General features: G+C 59.5%; 14 protein-coding genes. 4 read left to right on the top strand and 10 right to left on the bottom strand.

Translation table 11 applies throughout. The features are described from left to right. The first annotated feature begins 85 nt into the window (after positions 1 to 85). Positions 86 to 3901 carry a vitamin B12-dependent ribonucleotide reductase gene (locus tag RCCGE510_RS06495; RefSeq protein WP_007628302.1) on the top strand — a complete coding sequence of 1272 codons (3816 nt, stop codon included), beginning with the start codon at positions 86 to 88 and terminating at the stop codon, positions 3899 to 3901. A 257-nt stretch (positions 3902 to 4158) separates the two neighbouring features. Here the strand turns inward: RCCGE510_RS06495 and RCCGE510_RS06490 are convergent, their stop codons facing one another. From RCCGE510_RS06490 to RCCGE510_RS06475, 4 genes are all read right to left on the bottom strand, one after another. Beyond that, positions 4159 to 6102 carry an ATP-binding protein gene (locus tag RCCGE510_RS06490; RefSeq protein ID WP_007628301.1) on the bottom strand — a complete coding sequence of 648 codons (1944 nt, stop codon included), beginning with the start codon at positions 6100 to 6102 and terminating at the stop codon, positions 4159 to 4161. A gap of 27 nt (positions 6103 to 6129) precedes the next feature. Then, positions 6130 to 7725: a hypothetical protein gene (locus RCCGE510_RS06485; protein WP_007628300.1), complete on the bottom strand. Its 1596-nt coding sequence runs from the start codon at positions 7723 to 7725 to the stop codon at positions 6130 to 6132. Positions 7726 to 7735: 10 nt separating this feature from the next. Then, the gene (locus RCCGE510_RS06480; RefSeq protein ID WP_007628298.1) at positions 7736 to 10171 is read right to left on the bottom strand and encodes a phospholipase D family protein; all 2436 of its coding nucleotides are present in this window, start codon (positions 10169 to 10171) and stop codon (positions 7736 to 7738) included. A gap of 632 nt (positions 10172 to 10803) precedes the next feature. Continuing rightward, the gene (locus RCCGE510_RS06475) at positions 10804 to 12132 is read right to left on the bottom strand and encodes a hypothetical protein (protein WP_037077964.1); all 1329 of its coding nucleotides are present in this window, start codon (positions 12130 to 12132) and stop codon (positions 10804 to 10806) included. A gap of 340 nt (positions 12133 to 12472) precedes the next feature. Here RCCGE510_RS06475 and RCCGE510_RS06470 point away from each other — a divergent pair, with 340 nt between their 5' ends. After that, the gene (locus RCCGE510_RS06470; protein WP_007628286.1) at positions 12473 to 12943 is read left to right on the top strand and encodes an MEKHLA domain-containing protein; all 471 of its coding nucleotides are present in this window, start codon (positions 12473 to 12475) and stop codon (positions 12941 to 12943) included. A 55-nt stretch (positions 12944 to 12998) separates the two neighbouring features. Here RCCGE510_RS06470 and maiA read toward each other — a convergent pair whose 3' ends face one another. The 4 genes from maiA to hppD are packed head-to-tail and all read right to left on the bottom strand — an operon-like array spanning position 12999 to position 17202. Continuing rightward, positions 12999 to 13631 carry a maleylacetoacetate isomerase gene (gene maiA, locus RCCGE510_RS06465; RefSeq protein WP_007628285.1) on the bottom strand — a complete coding sequence of 211 codons (633 nt, stop codon included), beginning with the start codon at positions 13629 to 13631 and terminating at the stop codon, positions 12999 to 13001. Then, entirely contained in the window at positions 13628 to 14653 is a 1026-nt protein-coding gene (locus tag RCCGE510_RS06460) for a fumarylacetoacetate hydrolase family protein (protein ID WP_007628284.1), read from the bottom strand. The genes maiA and RCCGE510_RS06460 overlap by 4 nt, the downstream gene beginning before the upstream one ends. 18 nt (positions 14654 to 14671) lie before the next feature. Beyond that, positions 14672 to 16033, bottom strand: a complete 1362-nt coding sequence (gene hmgA / locus RCCGE510_RS06455; RefSeq protein ID WP_007628283.1) for a homogentisate 1,2-dioxygenase — start codon at positions 16031 to 16033, stop codon at positions 14672 to 14674. Positions 16034 to 16092: 59 nt separating this feature from the next. Continuing rightward, positions 16093 to 17202 (bottom strand): 4-hydroxyphenylpyruvate dioxygenase, encoded by a 1110-nt coding sequence (gene hppD, locus RCCGE510_RS06450; protein WP_007628282.1) that lies wholly within the window; start codon positions 17200 to 17202, stop codon positions 16093 to 16095. A gap of 129 nt (positions 17203 to 17331) precedes the next feature. Between hppD and RCCGE510_RS06445 the strand changes: the two genes are divergently transcribed. Beyond that, complete coding sequence (locus tag RCCGE510_RS06445) at positions 17332 to 17832, top strand: Lrp/AsnC family transcriptional regulator (RefSeq protein WP_007628274.1); 501 nt, start codon at positions 17332 to 17334, stop codon at positions 17830 to 17832. Between the two features lie 10 nt (positions 17833 to 17842). On the opposite strand, the gene RCCGE510_RS06440 is transcribed toward RCCGE510_RS06445, so the two are convergent. Continuing rightward, positions 17843 to 18307: an Lrp/AsnC family transcriptional regulator gene (locus RCCGE510_RS06440; RefSeq protein ID WP_007628272.1), complete on the bottom strand. Its 465-nt coding sequence runs from the start codon at positions 18305 to 18307 to the stop codon at positions 17843 to 17845. 124 nt (positions 18308 to 18431) lie between these two features. Between RCCGE510_RS06440 and RCCGE510_RS06435 the strand changes: the two genes are divergently transcribed. After that, the gene (locus RCCGE510_RS06435; protein ID WP_007628271.1) at positions 18432 to 19223 is read left to right on the top strand and encodes a phenylalanine 4-monooxygenase; all 792 of its coding nucleotides are present in this window, start codon (positions 18432 to 18434) and stop codon (positions 19221 to 19223) included. A gap of 122 nt (positions 19224 to 19345) precedes the next feature. Here the strand turns inward: RCCGE510_RS06435 and RCCGE510_RS06430 are convergent, their stop codons facing one another. Further along, positions 19346 to 20053 carry a type 1 glutamine amidotransferase domain-containing protein gene (locus RCCGE510_RS06430; protein ID WP_007628270.1) on the bottom strand — a complete coding sequence of 236 codons (708 nt, stop codon included), beginning with the start codon at positions 20051 to 20053 and terminating at the stop codon, positions 19346 to 19348. Positions 20054 to 20452 lie beyond the last annotated feature (399 nt).

Below are 20452 nucleotides of genomic sequence, written 5' to 3'. Positions count from 1 at the left end.
ACTGGCTGCACGACGACAAAGTGCCGCCGGATAGGAATTTTGCGCCCCGGTCGCGGGGACCGGGCGCCAACACGAGGTCAAGACCATGCGCATCGAACGTCGTTTCACGAAGCCCGGACAAGGCGCCTATGCGGATATCGAATTCCGCAAGGCGACGAGCGAGATCAAGAACCCCGATGGTTCGATCGTGTTCCGCCTCGAGAATATCGACGTTCCCGCGCAGTTCTCCCAGGTCGCGACCGATGTTCTGGCGCAGAAGTATTTCCGCAAGGCCGGCGTCCCCACCCGGCTGAAGAAGGTCGAGGAAAACGACGTTCCTTCCTTCCTGTGGCGCTCCGTTCCCGACGATGCGGCGCTGAAGACCCTGTCCAAGGACGAGCAGACCGGCTCCGAAATCGATGCGCGCCAGGTGTTCGACCGTCTTGCCGGCACCTGGACCTATTGGGGCTGGAAGGGCGGCTATTTCTCCTCCGAGGAAGATGCTTCGGCCTTCAAGGATGAGCTTGCCTATATGCTCGCCACCCAGCGCGTTGCCCCGAACTCGCCGCAATGGTTCAACACCGGCCTGCACTGGGCCTATGGCATCGATGGCCCCGGCCAGGGCCATTTCTATGTCGACCCCTTCACCGGCAAGCTGACCAAGTCCAAGTCGGCCTACGAACACCCGCAGCCGCATGCCTGCTTCATCCAGTCGGTCGAGGACGATCTCGTCAACGAAGGCGGCATCATGGACCTTTGGGTGCGTGAAGCGCGCCTGTTCAAATACGGCTCCGGCACCGGCTCCAACTTCTCGATGCTGCGCGGCGAAGGCGAAAAGCTTTCCGGCGGCGGCCGCTCCTCCGGCCTGATGAGCTTCCTGAAGATCGGCGACCGTGCAGCGGGCGCCATCAAATCGGGCGGCACGACGCGCCGTGCGGCGAAGATGGTGGTCGTCGATATCGACCATCCCGATATCGAGGAATACATCAACTGGAAGGTCAAGGAAGAGCAGAAGGTCGCGGCCCTCGTCACCGGCTCGAAGATCGTCGCCAGGCACCTGAAGGCGATCATGAAGGCCTGCTTCAATTGCGAAGGCGGCGACGATGGCGATTGCTACGACCCCACCAAGAACCCTGCCCTGAAGCGCGAAATCCGCGCTGCCAAGAAGGACCAGGTTCCCGAGAATTACGTCCAGCGCGTCATCCAGTTCGCCCGCCAGGGCTACAAGGATCTCGAATTCAAGACCTACGACACGGATTGGGATTCGGAAGCCTATCTCACGGTCTCCGGCCAGAACTCCAACAACTCGGTCTCGATCAAGGACGACTTCCTGCGCGCCGTCGAAAATGACGGCGAATGGAACCTGACCGCCCGCAAGGACGGCCGGGTGATGAAGACGCTGAAGGCGCGCGATCTCTGGGAAACCATTTCCTACGCCGCCTGGGCTTCGGCCGATCCGGGCATCCACTTCAACACGACGATGAACGACTGGCACACGTCGCCCGCCGGCGGCCCGATCCGCGGCTCGAACCCGTGCTCGGAATACATGTTCCTCGACGACACGGCCTGCAACCTTGCCTCGCTGAACCTCCTGCAGTTCAAGGACAAGGCCACCAAGCGCATCAACATTGCCGATTACGAACACGCCGTTCGCCTGTGGACCGTCGTGCTCGAAGTCTCGGTGATGATGGCGCAGTTCCCGTCGAAGCGCATTGCCGAACTCTCCTATGAATACCGCACGCTCGGCCTCGGCTATGCCAATATCGGCGGCCTGCTGATGTCTTCCGGCATTCCCTACGACTCCATCGAAGCCCGCGCCATTGCCGGTTCGTTGACCGCGATCATGACCGGCGTCTGCTATGCGACCTCGGCCGAAATGGCGGGCGAACTCGGGGCCTTCCCGAACTTCGCGCCGAACCGCGAGAGCATGCTGCGGGTCATCCGCAACCATCGCCGCGCCGCTTATGGCGAAACCTCCGGCTATGAGGCCCTGTCGATCGACCCGGTCGCGCTGATCCATTCGGAAAACCCGGACCAGGATCTCGTCGCCCATGCCAAATCGGCCTGGGACAAGGCGCTCGCGCTCGGCGAACAGCATGGCTACCGCAATGCCCAGGTCTCCGTCATCGCGCCGACAGGCACGATCGGCCTCGTCATGGATTGCGACACCACCGGCATCGAGCCTGACTTCGCCCTCGTCAAGTTCAAGAAGCTCGCCGGCGGCGGTTACTTCAAGATCATCAACCGCGCCGTGCCCGACGCACTGCGCACGCTCGGCTATTCCGAAAGCCAGATTGCCGAGATCGAGGCCTATGCCGTCGGCCACGGCAACCTGAACCAGGCGCCGGCGATCAACCCGTCGACGCTGAAGACCAAGGGCTTCACCGACGAGAAGGTGGAAGCCGTCAACGCCGCGCTGAAGAGCGCCTTCGACATCAAGTTCGTCTTCAACCAGTGGACGCTCGGCGCCGACTTCCTGAAGGAGACGCTGAAGGTTTCCGACGAGCAGCTCGCCGACATGAGCTTCAGCCTGCTCGACCATATCGGTTTCTCCAGGAAGGACATCGAAGCCGCCAACATCCATGTCTGCGGCGCGATGACGCTGGAAGGCGCACCCTTCCTGAAGGCCGAACACCTGCCGGTGTTCGATTGCGCCAATCCATGCGGCAAGATCGGCAAGCGCTACCTCTCGGTGGAAAGCCATATCCGCATGATGGCGGCCGCCCAGCCCTTCATCTCGGGCGCGATTTCCAAGACCATCAACATGCCGAACGACGCAACCGTCGAGGATTGTAAGAACGCCTACCTCTTGTCTTGGAAGCTCGGCCTTAAGGCCAATGCACTCTATCGCGACGGCTCGAAGCTGTCGCAGCCGCTTAATGCCTCGCTGATCGAAGACGAGGACGATGAGGATGCGCTGGAGGAACTGCTGCAGGCGCCTGTCGCCGCCCAGGCCGTCACCATCACCGAGAAGATCATCGAGCGAGTGGTCGAGCGTGTTTCCCGCGAACGCGAAAAACTGCCGAACCGCCGCCAGGGCTATACCCAGAAGGCTGCCGTCGGCGGACACAAGGTCTATCTCCGGACCGGCGAATTCGGCGATGGCCGCATCGGCGAGATCTTCATCGACATGCACAAGGAAGGCGCTGCCTTCCGCGCGATGATGAACAATTTCGCCATCGCCATCTCGCTCGGCCTGCAATACGGCGTGCCGCTCGAGGAATATGTCGAGGCCTTCACCTTCACCAAGTTCGAGCCGGCCGGCATGGTCATCGGCAATGATGCGATCAAGAACGCCACCTCGATCCTCGACTATGTCTTCCGCGAGCTTGCCGTCTCCTATCTCGGCCGCCATGACCTGGCGCATGTCGATACGTCGGATTTCTCCAACACCGCGCTCGGCAAGGGCATCCAGGAAGGCAAGACCAACCTGCTCTCCACCGGCTGGACCCGCGGCTACAAGCCGACGCTGGTTTCCGGCACCGGCGGCGAACGCCAGGCGGGCGAACCTAAGGGTGCGGCAACCGCCGCCCCTGCCCGCGCCACTTCGACCGGCACCGTCACCGTCTTTGCCGGCAGCGCTGCTCGCAAGCTGGAACCGACGGTTGCCATCTCCACCTCCGAAATCGTCGCCTTCAAGCGCGATTACGAGGAGCGCGCCAAGGAATTGGCCGAAGAGATTGCCGAAGAGGTAACCGAGGAAATCACCAGCGACGCCACCGCACTCTTCTCCGACAAGGCAGCAGCGGACGCGGCGACGGCGAAATCCGAAGCCAAGAAGCGGGAAGCCGAACGCCGCCAACGCTCGATCATGCAGGGCTATACCGGCAACATGTGCTCGGAGTGCCAGAACTTCACGATGGTGCGGAATGGGACTTGCGAGAAGTGCGACACGTGTGGGGCGACCAGCGGGTGCAGCTGAGTAGGCTCTCCCTACTCTTCTATAGGCAGTCAGTTATTTTGTCGCACGGCCACTAAAGTGATGCAGTAATGATCTCGTCCGAATGAGCAAATTCGGACGAGATAAAACATTAATTGAAAAGCGCACGGAGATAATTACTCACGTTCGAGCCGCGCGTAATATTCGGCGAAGCGGACGAAAACATTTGCCATTGGAGACGTTCACGGACGCGCCACGATTGCAGCGACTATCAGAAGAGACCGGTCGCTTGGATAGGCTTAGGATGCAGCGGGCGTTCGAGGCGTCGCGGCGGGCCTGGGCCCGGAGGTGCGGGGCGTCGATCTTGGGAGCCCTATGAGATCCGCTGCACGTTCGATCCGGACGCGCGTGAGACCGCTTTCCGACTTCCCGCGGTTCAGCATTTCGCGATGAACCTTCGGATACCAGGCGATCTCTGCGGCGAGCGCCGGATATTGGGGTGCTGCGTTTCGACGCTGCTTGAGTGCATTTCCAATCCAGTACCAACCCGTTTTCGGCGAAAGGAGCCATGCGTCCACGAAGTCGGATGGTTCGATGTGCGCGAGGATCGGTATGTCCTCATACTCCATCACGCCATTGTGCGTATGACAGACCTTCTCGAAAAACTTCTGGCCGTTTGACTTCAGCACCTCCAGAAGTGCGGGTGCCTCTCCCGGCAGCATTTTATCCCTCGCCTTGATCCGTGAAACTACAAGATGATCGAAAACCTCTTTGAACTCCGCCTTGTACGAATCGGCGACCCAATATCCAACTCCACCGTGCGACGATGCAAAATCGTCAGTCCACATCCAACCTGCCGGTCTAGGAGGCAGTTTCCCTGCCTTAAGCAAGTCGTCGATATAGGTTTTTGAGGCGTCCGCTACCTGTCGCAGCGTACTCTTTGAAGCGCCGCTTGAAGCCATCATCATCTTCAACGAAACGATATGCAGGATCTCGCCAGACGAAGACGCTTCGCGCTTTTCAAATTGCTCGTTCATTCGCTGTAGCGCCTGGTCGACGTCTTGGTCGTCCAATTTGTCGAAGCTCCCCACGACCTGCCAGGGCGGAGCTGCCTCCTTCTCCAGAAAGTAGGCGCTTCGGTTCAGGCTGTCTCGGATGTGCCCCTGATCAAAACGTCCATCGAACAGCATTTCGATCAGCACTTCGTCCCCTAGCAGCGTGCTGGAGATGTCGACGGACGAATATTTCTGCGCCGCGGCAACGAACGCCGGAGGTTCTGGCGGGTCGGCGCGGTTGCGGCCCCGATCCATCCGAAAACCGAAGATCTTTTCGCCACGCTTGAGCAGGTCCGCGCGCTCCAGTCTGTTGGACCGTGTCTCAATGGCCAGCGCTGAAAACATTCGTATCAGCTCAATGACGGCCATGTCATTCGCGAGGTGACGATCCTCGAGAGCATTTACCAGACGACCGACGTCCTCGACCACGTGCCTTAGAACACGAAGCGAGGCCGCGCCGGATTCTCGGAACATGGATAATACCTCCCGTCTCTTCTCACCTAGACGATCAGCGACGCCGGGCCTCTCGAAAAACGTGACGAACGCTTGAAACGCAGCTTCGACGTTCGGCACGATATTGATTGTTTGGCCGAAAACCTTCTCCTTGTTTTCCGCGAACGACTTCACGACCTTCGTGTCGTGGGCGATGACGATCACCCTGCATCCATGGTGCTCCACGTATCGGTTGATGAGGCCCAGCAAGATGTCGTTGGCAACAGTGCATCTCTCAAGATCGTCGAAGATCAGAGGTCGGGAGAGATCCACCTGGTTCCTTATCAAGGATCCTGCGATCCAACCGGCCAGGCCTCCAGTGCCGATGGCGCCCCAAACCGGTATGTTGACGGACGTGCCATCTACCTTGTCGGCTACCCGTTTGACCGCGGAAGCCCAAGGGAACATCTTTGTAAATACCTGGGCCTCAACATCTTCGGGCGTATTGAGGCCGAACAAGCTGACGTAATAGGAGTGCGTGTCAGGCAACGCGTTCCGAACCTGGAAGGTTTTGCCGCTGCCCCAGTCGCCGGTGACGAGAACTGCGTATCCGGGCTTCCTTCTTCCTATGTAGTAGGCAAGATACTGGTCAAGATGAGTCACCGGTTCGACAGCGAGGCTTGTCACGTCCTCGGGCTCTTTGTGCTCCGGTGCTGCAATTTTCGTCTCCTCGCCCCGTTTGAACCAATTTCGCATGTATTCTCCGTTAGATACCGTCCTCAATTACGCGACGTCGAACTCCCATTCGTCGGACGTCGTAAAAATACCGCATGCGGTTCCAAGCGCGAGAAGCGTCCAAAGCCTGTCCGGCGTCGGTGCGAAGCCGCCGCTAGGCTGCTTGCGCACAAGCATCCAGCCGTCACCCTCGAGGCCGATCCTCAAGCGCTTCTTTCCGTCACCACCTCGTACGGCGGACCAGTGGACATGTTGGCCTATAACCCAGCGCTCCACGACCTCTCTCCACAAAGCGGAGAGTGGTCTCTCTGAAAGCGCATCAATCCGGCGTGTCATCAGACCCATCGGCATTCTGTCCGGACGTCCCTCGATCGCGTTCAGGACGCCCTCGGGAAGATCCCTACCCTCGAATTCCTTTGTCACTGCCCGGACAATAGCTACAGACCTTGCCACTAGTGCTGGAATACGAGGCCGCTCCGAGTACTGGGCGTGCTGAAGAGCATGCATCATTTCCACGACACCTGTGTGTGGAAGAGCAGCGCCGGCAGGCCAGCCTTTGTCTTTCGCTGCAGCGCGTATCCGTTCCATGTACTCTCCGACGGATCCGCTGTTCGCATAGTCGGCGTCCTGCAGCCGGGACATCTGATGCGCATGGTCCGTTATATCGTCAATGCTGCGTGAACGGTTTGAGGTCTCGCTAAGGAACACCTCAACCCACAGCATCAGGGTTTCGGTGGCAAGTCGCTGAAGCTGGCGAACCTGCAAATGGCAAAGCATGGTTGCCGATTTGCGCATTTCCGCAAGATCGCCCTCGTTCGATACGATGGCGCCGTTTTTTGACAGGGCGCGACGCAGGCCATCGATATCGAGCGGGCCTTCGTCAACAAGGATCGAGCGCAGCAGATCGATCGTCGCCTTGCGCCGGCGGACTTCTTTCCAAGCCCGGTTAGAGCTGCCGACTTCGTAGAAGAGTTGACGAAACACTTCGACTTCGGCATCCGTCGGATCATCGACGTGCAGTACCTCGGCGAACATTTCCAACTCCTTGACACGAATGGTCGGAGGATCCAGCTCAAAGAACCGCGCCGGCAAACTGGCGGATATAATGGCGTCGATCGCTTCGAGGGCGGGAAGCGCCTCCTCGGCCCAACCGAACATCCCATCTTCCGGCTTCAAAAACCGCAGCGCCTTTATCGAAGGCCCATACTCGGTAGGCGCCATGAAGCTGGTCCGCTCTTTCTTGTAGCGCTCCCAGTTCGGTCCGGAGAAGGTAAATGTGTCGGTCCCTGGTTCGGCGTTGAGGTATCTTCTTACTGTGACCTCGCCACGGAATGGACTACCGACCATGGAGTGTGACCACGCGTACATCGCCTCATATCTCGCGACGAGGTCGTGCATCGTTTCAGGCGTCATGCCCTTGCGTTGGGCGTATCGCGCGGCTCGCCACCACGCCCAAGCCATGAAGGTGTACGGCCGGATATACCGAGTAACATTGTTGATGCCTGGGACCGTGGCGTCCATAAGATCAAGATTGAGCTGTCTTAGCCCAATCGGATCGACGCCGCTCTCCGTGAGCGTGAGTTCGCCGACCACCCTGAAACCCGGAGCGTCGTCCAATGATCTGTCGATTTCGTCGAGTCGCATGGTCGATACCTTAAAGTGAGATGTCGATGACGACGCAGCCGCACCGCATGTAGGTGCATGACGCAATACGCTTGGCCGCGAGCCTGCCTCGCTGCTCGAGCGCCAGACCCATGTTGCAAGCTGGGCACGCGACTTTGTCTGATCGCCGAGACGTAAGGTAGGCGATGCGGCTGGGCTTGGACTTACCCTGGACCACCTTCTCGATGGTGCTGCGCTCTTGGGGGCTGGCGCCTTCCGGTATGGTGACAACCTGCGTACCCACCGCCAGAGCCGCTTTAAGCTCCTTCATCGCGCTCCATTGTGTCTTTGACCCGACTAGCCGCGCCCATGCCTGTTTCCATTCGGCGTCCTGTCCTTCGGGATAGATCCGACGCTCTTCGGTACCGCTAGCGGTTGGCTCGAAGAGGTTCTTGAAATCCTCGTCCAACTCCCCTCCGATCCAAGTCTGCAGGGCGGCGTGCATCCTCGGTGCCAACATCCCATCCGATATGACCATCCGTGTAGCAATGATTGAGAAGCATTGATCGAGGGACGTCGGATCCGTGTCTGTGGGTCTGGCCCCGACCGCCGCTCGGTGCCAACGGCGCATCAAAAAGTGGAGGAGCTCGTCCGGCGCTTCGGTACGAGGGACGATTTGGATCATCATGTCGAACAAGACGAAAAGGCCCGCCGCCCTCTGTGAGCCTGCAGGGTGCTCTTCGAGCTTGGCGAAGAGTTGCTCGAACGCCTTCTCGACGATTGGCCATTGAAGATGCTGATTGCTCCGCTTGTTTTTTATGGAAGGCTTCCGCACCACGTCCTCTCCCACACGCGGTTCGCTATCCTCGTCGGGATAGTCTGCAGCATCGTCGTGCGATTGCGGCATCGCATTCGCGAGGTGGCGAACAAGGGCCTCGATTAAAGCATCGCCGGAGTGAGCGGCTTCCAGTCCCGTCCCTGTCCCATCCATGTCAAACGCGCTGGTGCCGCGCAAAGCTGACAGATTTTGGCCGAAGAACGATATGGCATCCTTGCGGTCGGACTTGCCACCTCCCGAGCGGGCGGACGCGTCGAACAGGAGTTGGGGATCGCGGGCGAAAAAGTCGAGGATTGCGCCGACGTCGGCGAGGGTGTCCAGTCCACTGATTATGCGGTTAATGACGCGCGCGATTGGACCTCTCCGTGAAATCGCTCCAATAAGATCCCGCAGGATTAGCCAGCCCCTAAGTTCGATATCACCCCTTATGAGGATCACCTGAACCGATGTAGCAAGGGTAAGTGGATCCATGTTCGACGGAGGAGCGAACCTAAATTTGCCGCTCCCGTCGATCGACACGGCGCCGACTTGCTGTCGCCGAGTTCCAGAGGAAAGAAAAGCATCCCAGTCGCCGGTCGCGTCGAGGCCCATCACCCGGCCGACGACGGCGCCGCCCTTGTAGTCGACAATCAGCCCCGCCCCGCTCGATGGCTTAGGCTCTCTTTCCTCCGTTGAAATGCTGTCGCTCCGGGTCGTCGGGCGCCAGCCCAATGAAGTTGAACGGTCGGTTGGACGGACGACGACGGCTTCAATGTTGCGACCGAGCAGTGCGGGCACCGTAGCGTTCGCGCTACCAGTCACCACAAGCCGACCTTTCTCGCACTGGATATCGAAGAGCTTCGAGTGGAGCGAGCGCCGATCTTCGAAAAGCTCGCTGGTGACCCGCTTGCAAGGAAAACCGGCCATCGTGGCCTCCTTGAATTCGAACATTGACGGGGCCCTTAGCGGTACCATTACCGACACGTCGGCACACTCAAGGCCTGAAGCCAACGCTTCCACGCCAGCGTGCTGGGTGAAGAAGGGTGAAACAATCGTGAGGGCGCGCGCGCCTCCGAGCTCGTCTGCCATCTCGCGGAATTGAGGAATGAGCGAGCCCTTCATCGTATGGAGCAAACGGCTTCTGCCTTCTCCTGTCTGAATGGACGCACGCCGTGCTATGTCGATAAATTGATTGAGGCTTGGAGGCCTCAGACACTCGAAGCGACGTCCCGGGATTGAAGCAGCAGCCATCGCCTCTAGCATTTCGGCTAGATCGGCAAAGCAGCGCGAATCCTTACCTGGACGAAGAATCTCCAGCACCTCGTGGTTGTAACCCCATCCACCGAACGAAAGATTGCCCGAGCCGACCGTGGCGCGAATGTTTCCGCTGTCATCCGCAAGCAGGGAGATTTTTGGATGAAAGACGCCACCATCGACCTTGATCGGAACGAGGTCGTAGTCCCGGCCAACGCCAATTGCGCCTACGTCGCTGAGGGACGAGAGATAGCCTTCGAGATCGGTCAGTACCGTAAAGTCTTTAAAGCTGCGGTTGACCGACGAAAGCGGAACAGCTTCCAGAAAAGACAGGCTGAGCGAGTAGGTTGTGAAGAGAAGTGAGCTCCACTTCGCGGCGCCCAGCAGATCGCGTGGCGAAAAATGCGTGATTTCCATTAATGCTCCCGAACCCAGTCGACCAAGACTGGTCGAATCTCCCAGTTTTGAAGCATTGGTCATCCCGCGTAAGTTGTCGAGATCTCACGATCGTACTTTTCTTACTCAACCTGCAAATCTTGCTTTTCCAAGACACGCCAAGGCGCAAACCGTGGGATCACTTACGACGCGATTGACGAGGACGGACCTGACCCGGCGTCCGAGGTGAGCAAGACGTTTCCGCACGATCCTATGGGCACGGTGGTGACGGCCTTCTACTCCGCGCTCGCTGCAGCCGATGGTGAAACCGCCTCAGCGTTTGGTCGTTCCGGAGAAGCGCGGCCAAGGCCCCTCAACGAAGCGTCGATCCACGCCTACTTCGGCGCGATGTCGCAGCCGCTCAAACTCACAGGCACGCGCTGCGCGGCAATGATGATGTCAGGGTTTCGTACGAATACGTCACCAATGATGGACGTCGCTGCCAGGGTCGCGCCGATGTCCAGACCACCTACGTGTTTGGCAAGACCCTGGTCTCGAGGATAAAGGCGCTTGATGGCTGCTAGGCGCCGTCATCGCTTGACGGTGGTCATCGCAATGACCACCTCGCCCTCCCTTTGGACAAACTACCACACCTCGCCGCGGACCGGCGATCCTTACTCGCCATACCTATAGGAATTGGCATCGCATTTGTGCCACATTTTATCGCTCTCGGGTTCATCGTTATGGCCGTAGCACCAGTCGACACGATTGAGCAGCGGACCGAGCTCGTCGCGCCGTTTGCATGCCCGTAGCGTCTCGGCGCCCTCGCGATCGACACTCGTGCGGCAGATGTCGTCCAGTCCTGTCCACTGATGGATCAACCGATCCGGCGCCTTGGTCCCCTTGTCCGTGGCGAGTACCTTTCCAGTCTCGGACTCGATCTGCAGAGAGGCCGTGTTCCACACGAAGGAGAATTCCGCCATGCCGGAGGAAGTCTTACCCGTGTCCCTGTTTCCGGCAAACCACTCAACGATTCCCGACATTTCGCATTTTCCGGCACAGCTCGCAGTCACGGAGCCGGGCTTGACGCTGTAGATGCGCTGCGGCCAGCGTTGGGCGAAGGTCGCCTTGTCCTTTAGCACGACGTCTTTGTCGACCGAGGTTCCGAAGAAGGAGACCTGGTCGGCATAGATGCTCTTCATGAAATCAAGCGCCGAGGCGTTGTCTTTTGACCATTCGTCATTGTACCGGTTGACGAAATCAACAGCTTCCGTGGTCAGGTCGCCGGGTGCGGATGCGGCCGCCTCCTCGGAAGCGCTGGGGTCAGACGGCATATCGGCGGGTGTTGCGCTCACCTCAGGCGCGGCGGCAGGCGGCGGCGCGCTTTCCTGCGGCGCAGGCATATCCTCGGGCGTGTTGATGTTCCAGTTCCGCATTTCCGCAGCAGTGAGATACCTTATATCGGTGCTGTCGATCGACAGGCTGAGCTGAAGCAGATTGGGGCTGACCCCCATGTCGTTGAGATAGCCGATGATCTCGCCGGTCATCAATTGAACGGTCGAGACTGCCAATTTGTTGTCCATGGGGATATCGTCGGAAAGGGAAATCCGATGCACGCCGATGGAGCCCGGCTCGGCAAACCTTTCGACGCCACCGACGAAGGCGAAGGCGCAGGCCGATGCACATTCCAGGGCTCTGATCTGGAGTGTTCTTGCATTCAGCGCGCGGATGGCGCGGCCGAAGCTGATCGCACTGACCACGTTTCCGCCGGGCGAGTCAAAGCTGATGTAGTCCGCTTGGGACTGCTTGTATTCGTCGACAAGCTGCGTCGGATCGTCGGAGAATTCAAACACGCCCTTTATCACCAGGCCACGCTCTCCCGGGGCGCCGTCCAGACGTTGGTAGGAAATTGCCGCATGCCCCTCTCCGGCCATGGCGACGAACGCCAGCAACATCGCGATCAACGAGACGGATTTCCCCGTTCTTCCCCAGCCCTCAAGCACCTGTACCTCTCCTGTCATCATTCGCAGCATAGCTTGGCGGCTCTGTATAGCCAGCTGATGAAATCACCTGCCCCCGTGAATCCCGGCCGTCCGCACCCAGCCGACGCCGATTACGGTCTGAAGAACAATGGCTTCGCAGAGAATGTTGATGGCGACCCCAGCAGCATCCGATCAATGCACAACGGGCGATCTTCTGGCAAGCGTCACAATCAGAAGTGATGGGACAAGGTAAACGGCGGTGCTCGCCGGGAAAGGATCGCGGTTCACAAGGCATCATAGACGTGCGCATTGAATATCGGCTATGTCGCCTGCATCGACGCATTTGACCAACGAGGCCTTCGTGACTTCTCCCTATGACAATCACGCCCTCGACCTGACGAGCGATCCCGATTTCTTCTCCCTTCTCACCGGCAGCTACATGCGCATCGTCGGTCGTCCTCTTGTCCAGGACGGGCAAGGGCCGGACTGGCTCTACAACCACGCGCCTTTCGTGGTCCTCGCGCACAATACGCTGCCCGATCCGCGCTTCATCTACGCGAACCGCACGGCGCAGACCTGTTTCGAATATAGCTGGGATGAATTCATCGCGCTGCCGTCGCGGCTTTCGGCCGAGCAGCCTGATCGCGCCGAGCGTCAGCGGCTGTTGAATAGTGTCGCCCGCGATGGTTTCGTCGACAATGGTCGCGGCCTCAGGATCGCAAAATCCGGGCGCCGTTTCTGGATCGAGAAGGTGACCGTCTGGCAGCTTATCGACGAAACGGGCAGGCGGCTGGGTCAGGCGGCGACGTTCCCTTCCTGGCGGGACGCGTAGTCTCTCCGTCCAGTTACCGGGCCTCAGCCTGATGCGTTGTACCCCAGCGGTGATATCACGGCTTCACACGGTCGGGATGCGCCGCCTGGAAGGCCGGCAGTTCGGCGCACCGGGCGTCGATATCAATGATGCGCTTGAAATGCGTGATATCAGCGCCCCAGCGACGGGCGTTGTAAACCTGCGGGACAAGGCAGAGGTCGGCCATGGTCGGCGCATCGCCAAAGCTGAAGGCTCCGCCGGCTTCGCCGATCATCGCCTCCAGTTGGCCAAGTCCGGCGGCAATAAAATGCTTCATCCACTCCTCGCGGGCGTCAGCCTTCTCGGTCAGGGTCATGAGATGCGACACGACATGCAGGTTGCAGATCGGATGGATGTCCATGGCGACGGCGTATGCCAACGCCCGGACGTGCTGGCGATCGGCACTGTCTCCCGGCAGCAATCCGCACTCCGGCCGCAGCTCGGCCAGATACTCGATGATGGCGAGCGACTGCGTCAGGATCTTTCCATCGATCACCAGGGTCGGCACCAGCCCCTGCGGGTTGAGCGCGAGATAGTCCGGCGTCTTGTGCGCTCCCTCCAGGAGATTGACCGGCACCGCCCTGTAGTCGATCTTCAGCAGGTTGAGCGCGATGCGGACACGATAGCTCGCCGACGATCGCCAGTAGTCGTAAAGAACGACCTCGTTCATTGCGGCCCCTCTTCCCCATAGTGTTCGACGGTCTGCTCGATTGCCCCGAAGATCGAATGGCCGGCACGGTCCTTCATCTCGATGCGGACCTGATCGCCGAACCGCATGAAGGGGGTCTTCGGCGCGCCGGTTTCGATCGTCTCGATCATCCGGATTTCGGCGATGCAGGAGTAGCCGTCGCCTCCGTCTTCGACCGGCTTGCCCGGGCCGCCGTCCCGCTTGTTGGAAACCGTTCCCGAGCCGATGATCGTTCCGGCCACGAGATGGCGGGTTTTGGCGGCATGGGCGATCAGCTGGCCGAAATCGAACGTCATATCCACGCCGGCATTGGCCTTTCCGAACGGCCTGCCATTCAGGCTGACGTGCAGCGGCAGATGTAGCTTGACGCCATCCCAGGCGTCTCCGAGCTCGTCGGGGGTGACCGCGACCGGCGAAAATACCGAAGCCGGCTTTGACTGGAAGAAGCCGAACCCCTTGGCCAGCTCGCCGGGAATCAGGCCGCGCAGCGACACGTCGTTGACGAGCACCACCAGGCGGATGGCCTCGCGCGCCGCTTCCGGACTTGAGCCCATTGCAACGTCGCCGGTGATGACGGCGACCTCGCCCTCCATGTCGATCCCATAGGCCTCGTCGGCCATCACGATCGGGTCGCGCGGCGCGAGGAAACTGTCCGAGCCGCCTTGATAGATCAGCGGATCGGTCCAGAAGCTTGCCGGCATCTCGGCGCCGCGCGCCTTGCGCACCAGTTCGACATGGTTGACGTAAGCGGAACCATCGGCCCATTGATAGGCCCGCGGCAGAGGTGACGTAGCGTCATGCTCATGAAAACGCAGTGTCGGCTGGGCGCCGGTCTCGATGCCTTCGGCAATCAGCCGGAGTCTCGGCGCGACATGCTCCCAGTCGTCGAGGGCTACCTGCAGCGTCCGGGCGATATGGCCAACTTCGGAGCAGCGGGTGAGGTCGCGGGAAACGACGACAAGGCGGCCGTCCCTGGTGGAGTCCTTCAAGGTCGCAAGTTTCATGTGCCAATTCCGATGCTATCACTTGATACCGGGGGTTCCGTCGAACTTGCGTTCCAGGCCGTCCCAGCACTCGAGGTAATCGTCCTGCAGGGTTTCCAGCTCGGCTGCGTATTTCGTCAGCTGCTGCGGGTATCGGGTCTCGAACATGAAGGCCATGGTGTGATCGAGCTTGACGGGTTTGAGCTCGGTATTGGATGCCTTTTCGAAGGCAAGCGCGTCCGGCCCATGGGGAAGCATCATGTTGTGCAGGCTCATGCCGCCCGGCACGAAACCCTCCTCCTTGGCGTCATACTGGCCATGGATCAGGCCCATGAACTCGCTCATGATGTTGCGGTGGTACCAGGGCGGTCGGAACGTGTGCTCGGCGACCAGCCAACGCGGCGGAAAGATCACGAAATCGACATTCGCCGTGCCTGCATCTTCGGTCGGCGCCGTCAGCACCGAGAAAATCGACGGATCGGGATGATCGAAGCGGATGGCGCCCACCGGAGAAAACGTCCTGAGGTCATATTTGAACGGGGCGTAGTTGCCGTGCCAGGCCACCACATCGAGCGGCGAATGACCGATATCAGTGACATAGAATTTTCCGCACCACTTCACATGAACACGGCACGGCGTTTCCTTGTCCTCGAAAGCGGCAACGGGTGTCTTGAAGTCGCGCGGATTTGCCAGGCAGTTGGCGCCGATCGGTCCGCGGTCCGGCAGCGTGAATTTGGCGCCGTAATTTTCGCAGATGTAGCCGCGCCAGACCGTCTGCTCGCCGGTCCTGAGGATTTTGAACATCATGCCGCGGGGGATGAGGCATATCTCCAGGGGCTCGACATCCATGATGCCCATTTCGGTGAACACCCTGATGGCGCCGAGCTGCGGCACGATCAGCAGTTCGCCGTCGGCATTGAAGAAGTAATCGTCGACCATGTCCTCGTTGAAGAGGTAGGCATGCGCTGACATGCCGACCTGGGTGGCGGCATCGCCCGCCGTGGTGATGGTCCGCACCCCTTGCAGAAAAGTCAGCCTCTCCTCGGGTGCGGGGATCGGATCCCAGCGAAGCTGGCCGAGGGGAAGCGAATGTTCGTCGAGGCAGGGCGCGGTCTTCCAGAGCGGATAGGAGATGTTGGAGAAGCGGCGAGTGTGACGCACGCTCGGGCGAATGCGGTAAAGCCAGGACCTTTCGTTCGTGCCGCGCGGCGCGGTGAAGGGCGAGCCGGAAAGCTGCTCGGCATAGAGACCATAATTGCATTTCTGCGGGCTGTTCTGGCCCTGCGGCAAGGCGCCGGGAAGCGACTCGGTCTCAAAGTCGTTGCCGAAACCCGGCATGTAATTCAGCCTGACAGCCGCCGCGGCTTCACCGTCGACCGTCTGGATCGATGTCTGGTCCATACTTATCTCCTCCCGTAACTCTCCCCTCCGCCGTGCGTCTTTCAGACGCGCGGGAGAGTTTACTCCGCTGCCGTCCCGATGACACCACGCTTGATCTGATCGGCCTCGATCGACTCGAAGAGAGCGCGAAAATTGCCTTCGCCAAAACCCTCGTCGCCCTTGCGCTGGATGAATTCGAAGAAGATCGGGCCGATGACGGTCTTGGAGAAGATCTGCAGCAGGATTTTCGTCATGCCGCCATTCACCACGCCTTCACCGTCGATGAGGATGCCGTGCTTCTTCATGCGCTCGATCGGTTCGCTATGGCCGTTCACCCGTTCATAGGACATGTCGTAATAGGTCTCCGGCGGACCCGGCATGAAGCGCAGGCCGTTGTCGGCAAGCCGGTCGGTGGCCCCATAAATATCCTCGGTGCCGACGGCGATGTGCTGGATGCCTTCGCCCCGGTACTTCTTCAGATATTCCTCGATCTGGCTGGTGTCGTCCTTCGATTCGTTCAGCGGAATGCGGATCTTGCCGCAAGGAGAGGTGATGGCGCGGCTGACCAGACCGGTGATGCGGCCGTCAATATCGAAGAAGTGGATCTGCTTGAAATTGAACAGGTTGCGGTAAAAAGCCCACCACTTGTCCATGTTGCCGCGGAAGACGTTGTGGGTCAGATGGTCGAGATAATAGAAACCGATCCCCTCAGGCTGCGGGTTGCGCTCGGCAAGCCAATCGAATTCGGCATCGTAAGCCGATCCTTTTGCCCCATAGGTCTCGACGAAATAGAGCAGCGAGCCGCCAATGCCTGTAATGGCCGGGACGTCGAGCAGCTTGTCATCACCTTCATAGGGAGTGGCGCCTTTCGACACCGCATGGTCGAAAGCGTGTTTAGCGTCGACGACACGCCAGGCCATCGACGCGGCGCAGGGACCGTGCTTTGCGACGAAGCGAGCGGCATGCGTACCGGGTTCGGCATTCACGACATAGTTGATGTCGCCCTGGCGCCAGACGGTGATGTCTTTCACCTTGTGCCTGGCGACCGCAACATAGCCCATGCGTGTGAAGAGCTCGCTGAGCTTCTCAGGTTCGAGATGCGCGAACTCGACAAATTCGAAGCCGTCGGTGCCGGCCGGGTTGTCGGCGGTGATTTCGGATGGCGGCGCGTCGTGCGGGAAAGGACCCATTTTCTCCTCCTGACCAGATAGAGTTTGACTGCGCAAAGTGTGGCCCAAAACCCGCGCAAAATCCTTGCATTCTTCATGTCGCAAGACGATATTGTGCACAGTTCGTGAGTATTTTTAGGATTTCGTGCAATGGATGAACAGCTCGACAAATTGGATCTACGCCTGCTGCAGGAACTGCAAAAAGACGGCAGGCTGACGAATAACGAGCTGGGAGAGCGGATCGCGCTTTCACCGTCGCAATGCTCGCGCCGGCGGACAAGGCTGGAGACCGAGGGCTACATCCGCAGCTACCGGGCCTATCTCGATCGGGAAAAACTCGGCCTGGATATGCTGGTGGTCATTTCCGTGACCCTGGCCACCCACAATAGAGACAATGCGCAGCGTTTCTCCCAGCTGATCAACGGACTGCCGGAGGTTCTCGAAGCCTATGCTTTGACCGGGGAGATGGATTATCACCTGAAGGTGGCGACCCGCGGGCTCGCCGACCTCTCTAAATTCGTCAACGACGTTTTGTTGCCGCACGAGTCGGTGCAGCACGTGAAAACCTCGATCGTGCTCGACACGCTGAAGACCTTCGAGGGCTTTCCGGTGCGCATGCCGGGCAGCGGGCACGGCGACAGCGCGCGATGACCTCGCATTGTCACCAAAGCGGCAGCTCGGTCGAAAATTTCAGCTCGCGCAGCACGAAGCTCGAGACCACCGTGCGCACATGCGGGTTGCGCATGAGATAGCGCGTCATGAAAGCTTCGTAGCTTTCCACGTCCCGCGCCCGGATCTTCAGCATGTAATCGAAAGCGCCTGACAACGCGTAGCATTCCATGATCTCCGGCCGCTCCAACACCACCGACGCAAAAGAGGCGACCGCTTCTTCGTGGTGATCCTCCAGCGTCACATGGGCAATGACGCAGAGTTTGAGATCGAGTTTGCCGGGGTCGAGCAGCGTCACGCGCTTGCGGATGACGCCGTCGGCTTCCAGTTCCTGGATCTTCCGCCAGGCCGAACTCTGCGACATGCCGGCCTTCTCAGCCAGGTCAGCCAGCGAAAGGCTGCCGTCGGCCTGGATAAGCTGCAGAAGCGTCCGGCGAAAATTCCCAGTTTCTTTCATTTTTGACCCCCGCTCCGGGAAGACTTCCCATCATCATGACCAAAGCCAGCAGGAAAGAAAAGAAAATCCGAAAAAGCTGGAGGATAATGGCAGCAATATCGTCATGCTCCGGGAGGAACAGCCTATGCCCAAGGAAAGCAGTTACACCGCCAAATTGCCCGGCCCGGACGGCCTCTATGACTATAGTCCCGAGGAAGACGCGATCTGGGGCGAACTCTATCGGCGGCAGATGAAGATGCTGGCCGGTACCGCCTGCCGCGAATACCTTGACGGCGTCACCCTACTCGGGCTCAAACCGGAGAAGGTGCCGCAGCTTCTCGATGTGAACAGACGCCTTAACGAGACCACCGGCTTCGGCGTCGAGGGCGTGCCGGCGCTCATTCCGCCCTCGCGCTTTTACGAGCTTCTGTCGCAAGGCAAATTCCCGCTTGCAACCTTTTTGCGCCGCCGCGAGCATATCGACTATATCGAGGAACCGGACCTGTTCCACGAGGTCTTCGGCCACTGCCCGCTACTGACCAACCAGAGTTATGCCAATTTCGTCCGGCATTTCGGCGAAACCGCCGTCCGCCTCGGCAAAGGTTATTCCTGGCATCTGTTCCGAATCTTCTGGTTCACCGTCGAATTCGGCCTGATCAACACGCCGCAGGGCCGCCGCTGCTTCGGCGCCGGCATCGTCTCATCGCCAAGCGAGGCGAAGGCGGCAACGCAGGGCACGGCGTGCGAATTTCGGCCGTTCGATCTGCTGAGCGTGTTGAGGACGCCCTACCGCATCGATATCCTCCAGCCGATCTACTACGTCATCGACAGCTTTGCCGATCTCGAAGCGATCGTGGATCAGGATATCGAGGCCACGATCCTCAAGGCGAAATCGCTCGGTGATTTCGCTCCCGCTTTCGAAGCCAAGGCTTCGTGACCGGCTGAGATAGGGCGGCGTTCAACTGCCGCGCACCCAGTCCACTTGCGTTCTCGTGGTCGCAGAATAACGCTGCGACCACGCTTGCTTGGCCTTGTCAGCTTCTCATCCCGAGTGGCAATTCACGCAGCACTTGAGCCGGCCACCAGCTGCGTCGCGGACAGGAGTTTGACCAGGGCCTCCGCCCCAGCCGTCGACGAGGCAGGGTTCTGTCCGGTGATTAACCGGCCGTCGGTGATGGCGAAGCTCTGCCAGTTCGGTGCTTTTTCATACAATCCGCCGAGCCGCTTCAGTTCATCTTCGACGAGGAACGGCACGACATGCGTGAGCTGAACTTCTTCCTCCTCGCTGTTGGCGAAACCGGTGACCCGTTTTCCTTTGACGATCGGCGCACCCTTGTATGTGACCCTATGCAACACGCCCGGTGCGTGGCACACGGCCGCAACGGGTTTGCCGGAATTATAGAAAGACTCGATCAGAGAGATTGAATCCGGATTGTCGACCAGATCCCACATCGGCCCGTGACCGCCGGGGTAGAAAACTGCGTCGAAATTTTCCGAGCGCATGTCGGCTAGCTTCAAGGTGCTGGCGAAAATTTTCTGTGCCGCTGCATCCTGTTTGAAACGCCCCATGGCGTCCGTCTGGTTTTCGGGCAGATCGCTCTTCGGATCGACCGGCGGCTGACCACCCTTTGGCGAGGCCAGTGTGAGCTCGACCCCGGCGTCGCGAAACACATAATAGGGTGCAGCGCCTTCCTCGAGCCAGAAACCCGTCTTTCGACCGGTATTGCCAAGAATGTCGTGCGAGGTAAACACCATCAGGATCTTCATCTGTTGACTCCTTTTTGCTCGACCGCAGTCAAAACCGGCTGCGTGTGAGTAAGTATGTCAAATCTCTGCAACCGCCACAGTTGCACGTTGGTATCGGCTATACCTTGGTGTTGGTTGCCCTTAGCGCTGCCCGTATTCCGATGACCCGCCTCTCCGGCTGCTTCAGCGACAGGCAGAGCGAAGATTGAGTTACGGCAATTGCGCCCCACCGGCGTCGGATTCCCCCGATGGGATAGTCCATGCTCGGAGCCTCGCCCTCGACCCAGAGGTTTCGCAGCGCCGCCAACATGGTGGCAAAACTGGATGTCGGTCTTGGACTCTTGCACTAATCGACAGGCTGGCGGGCTAACCGTGCAATGGTGCTCGAAGTACTCGATGCGGATGCCGGACAGAGTGGTC

Source organism: Rhizobium sp. CCGE 510, from assembly GCF_000292525.1.
In the GTDB taxonomy this organism is placed as follows: Bacteria; Pseudomonadota; Alphaproteobacteria; order Rhizobiales; family Rhizobiaceae; genus Rhizobium.
This window is presented reverse-complemented; position numbering and strand designations above follow the sequence as displayed.

Excerpts from the sequence above, each read along its gene's own strand:
- RCCGE510_RS06440 (WP_007628272.1), bottom strand. The coding sequence starts at position 18,307 with ATGAAAGAAACTGGGAATTTTCGCCGGACGCTTCTGCAGCTTATCCAG.
- hmgA (WP_007628283.1), bottom strand. The coding sequence starts at position 16,033 with ATGGACCAGACATCGATCCAGACGGTCGACGGTGAAGCCGCGGCGGCT.
- maiA (WP_007628285.1), bottom strand. The coding sequence starts at position 13,631 with ATGAACGAGGTCGTTCTTTACGACTACTGGCGATCGTCGGCGAGCTAT.
- RCCGE510_RS06495 (WP_007628302.1), top strand. The coding sequence starts at position 86 with ATGCGCATCGAACGTCGTTTCACGAAGCCCGGACAAGGCGCCTATGCG.
- hppD (WP_007628282.1), bottom strand. The coding sequence starts at position 17,202 with ATGGGTCCTTTCCCGCACGACGCGCCGCCATCCGAAATCACCGCCGAC.
- RCCGE510_RS06460 (WP_007628284.1), bottom strand. The coding sequence starts at position 14,653 with ATGAAACTTGCGACCTTGAAGGACTCCACCAGGGACGGCCGCCTTGTC.
- RCCGE510_RS06490 (WP_007628301.1), bottom strand. The coding sequence starts at position 6,102 with ATGCGAAATTGGTTCAAACGGGGCGAGGAGACGAAAATTGCAGCACCG.
- RCCGE510_RS06485 (WP_007628300.1), bottom strand. The coding sequence starts at position 7,725 with ATGCGACTCGACGAAATCGACAGATCATTGGACGACGCTCCGGGTTTC.
- RCCGE510_RS06480 (WP_007628298.1), bottom strand. The coding sequence starts at position 10,171 with ATGGAAATCACGCATTTTTCGCCACGCGATCTGCTGGGCGCCGCGAAG.
- RCCGE510_RS06435 (WP_007628271.1), top strand. The coding sequence starts at position 18,432 with ATGCCCAAGGAAAGCAGTTACACCGCCAAATTGCCCGGCCCGGACGGC.
- RCCGE510_RS06445 (WP_007628274.1), top strand. The coding sequence starts at position 17,332 with ATGGATGAACAGCTCGACAAATTGGATCTACGCCTGCTGCAGGAACTG.
- RCCGE510_RS06430 (WP_007628270.1), bottom strand. The coding sequence starts at position 20,053 with ATGAAGATCCTGATGGTGTTTACCTCGCACGACATTCTTGGCAATACC.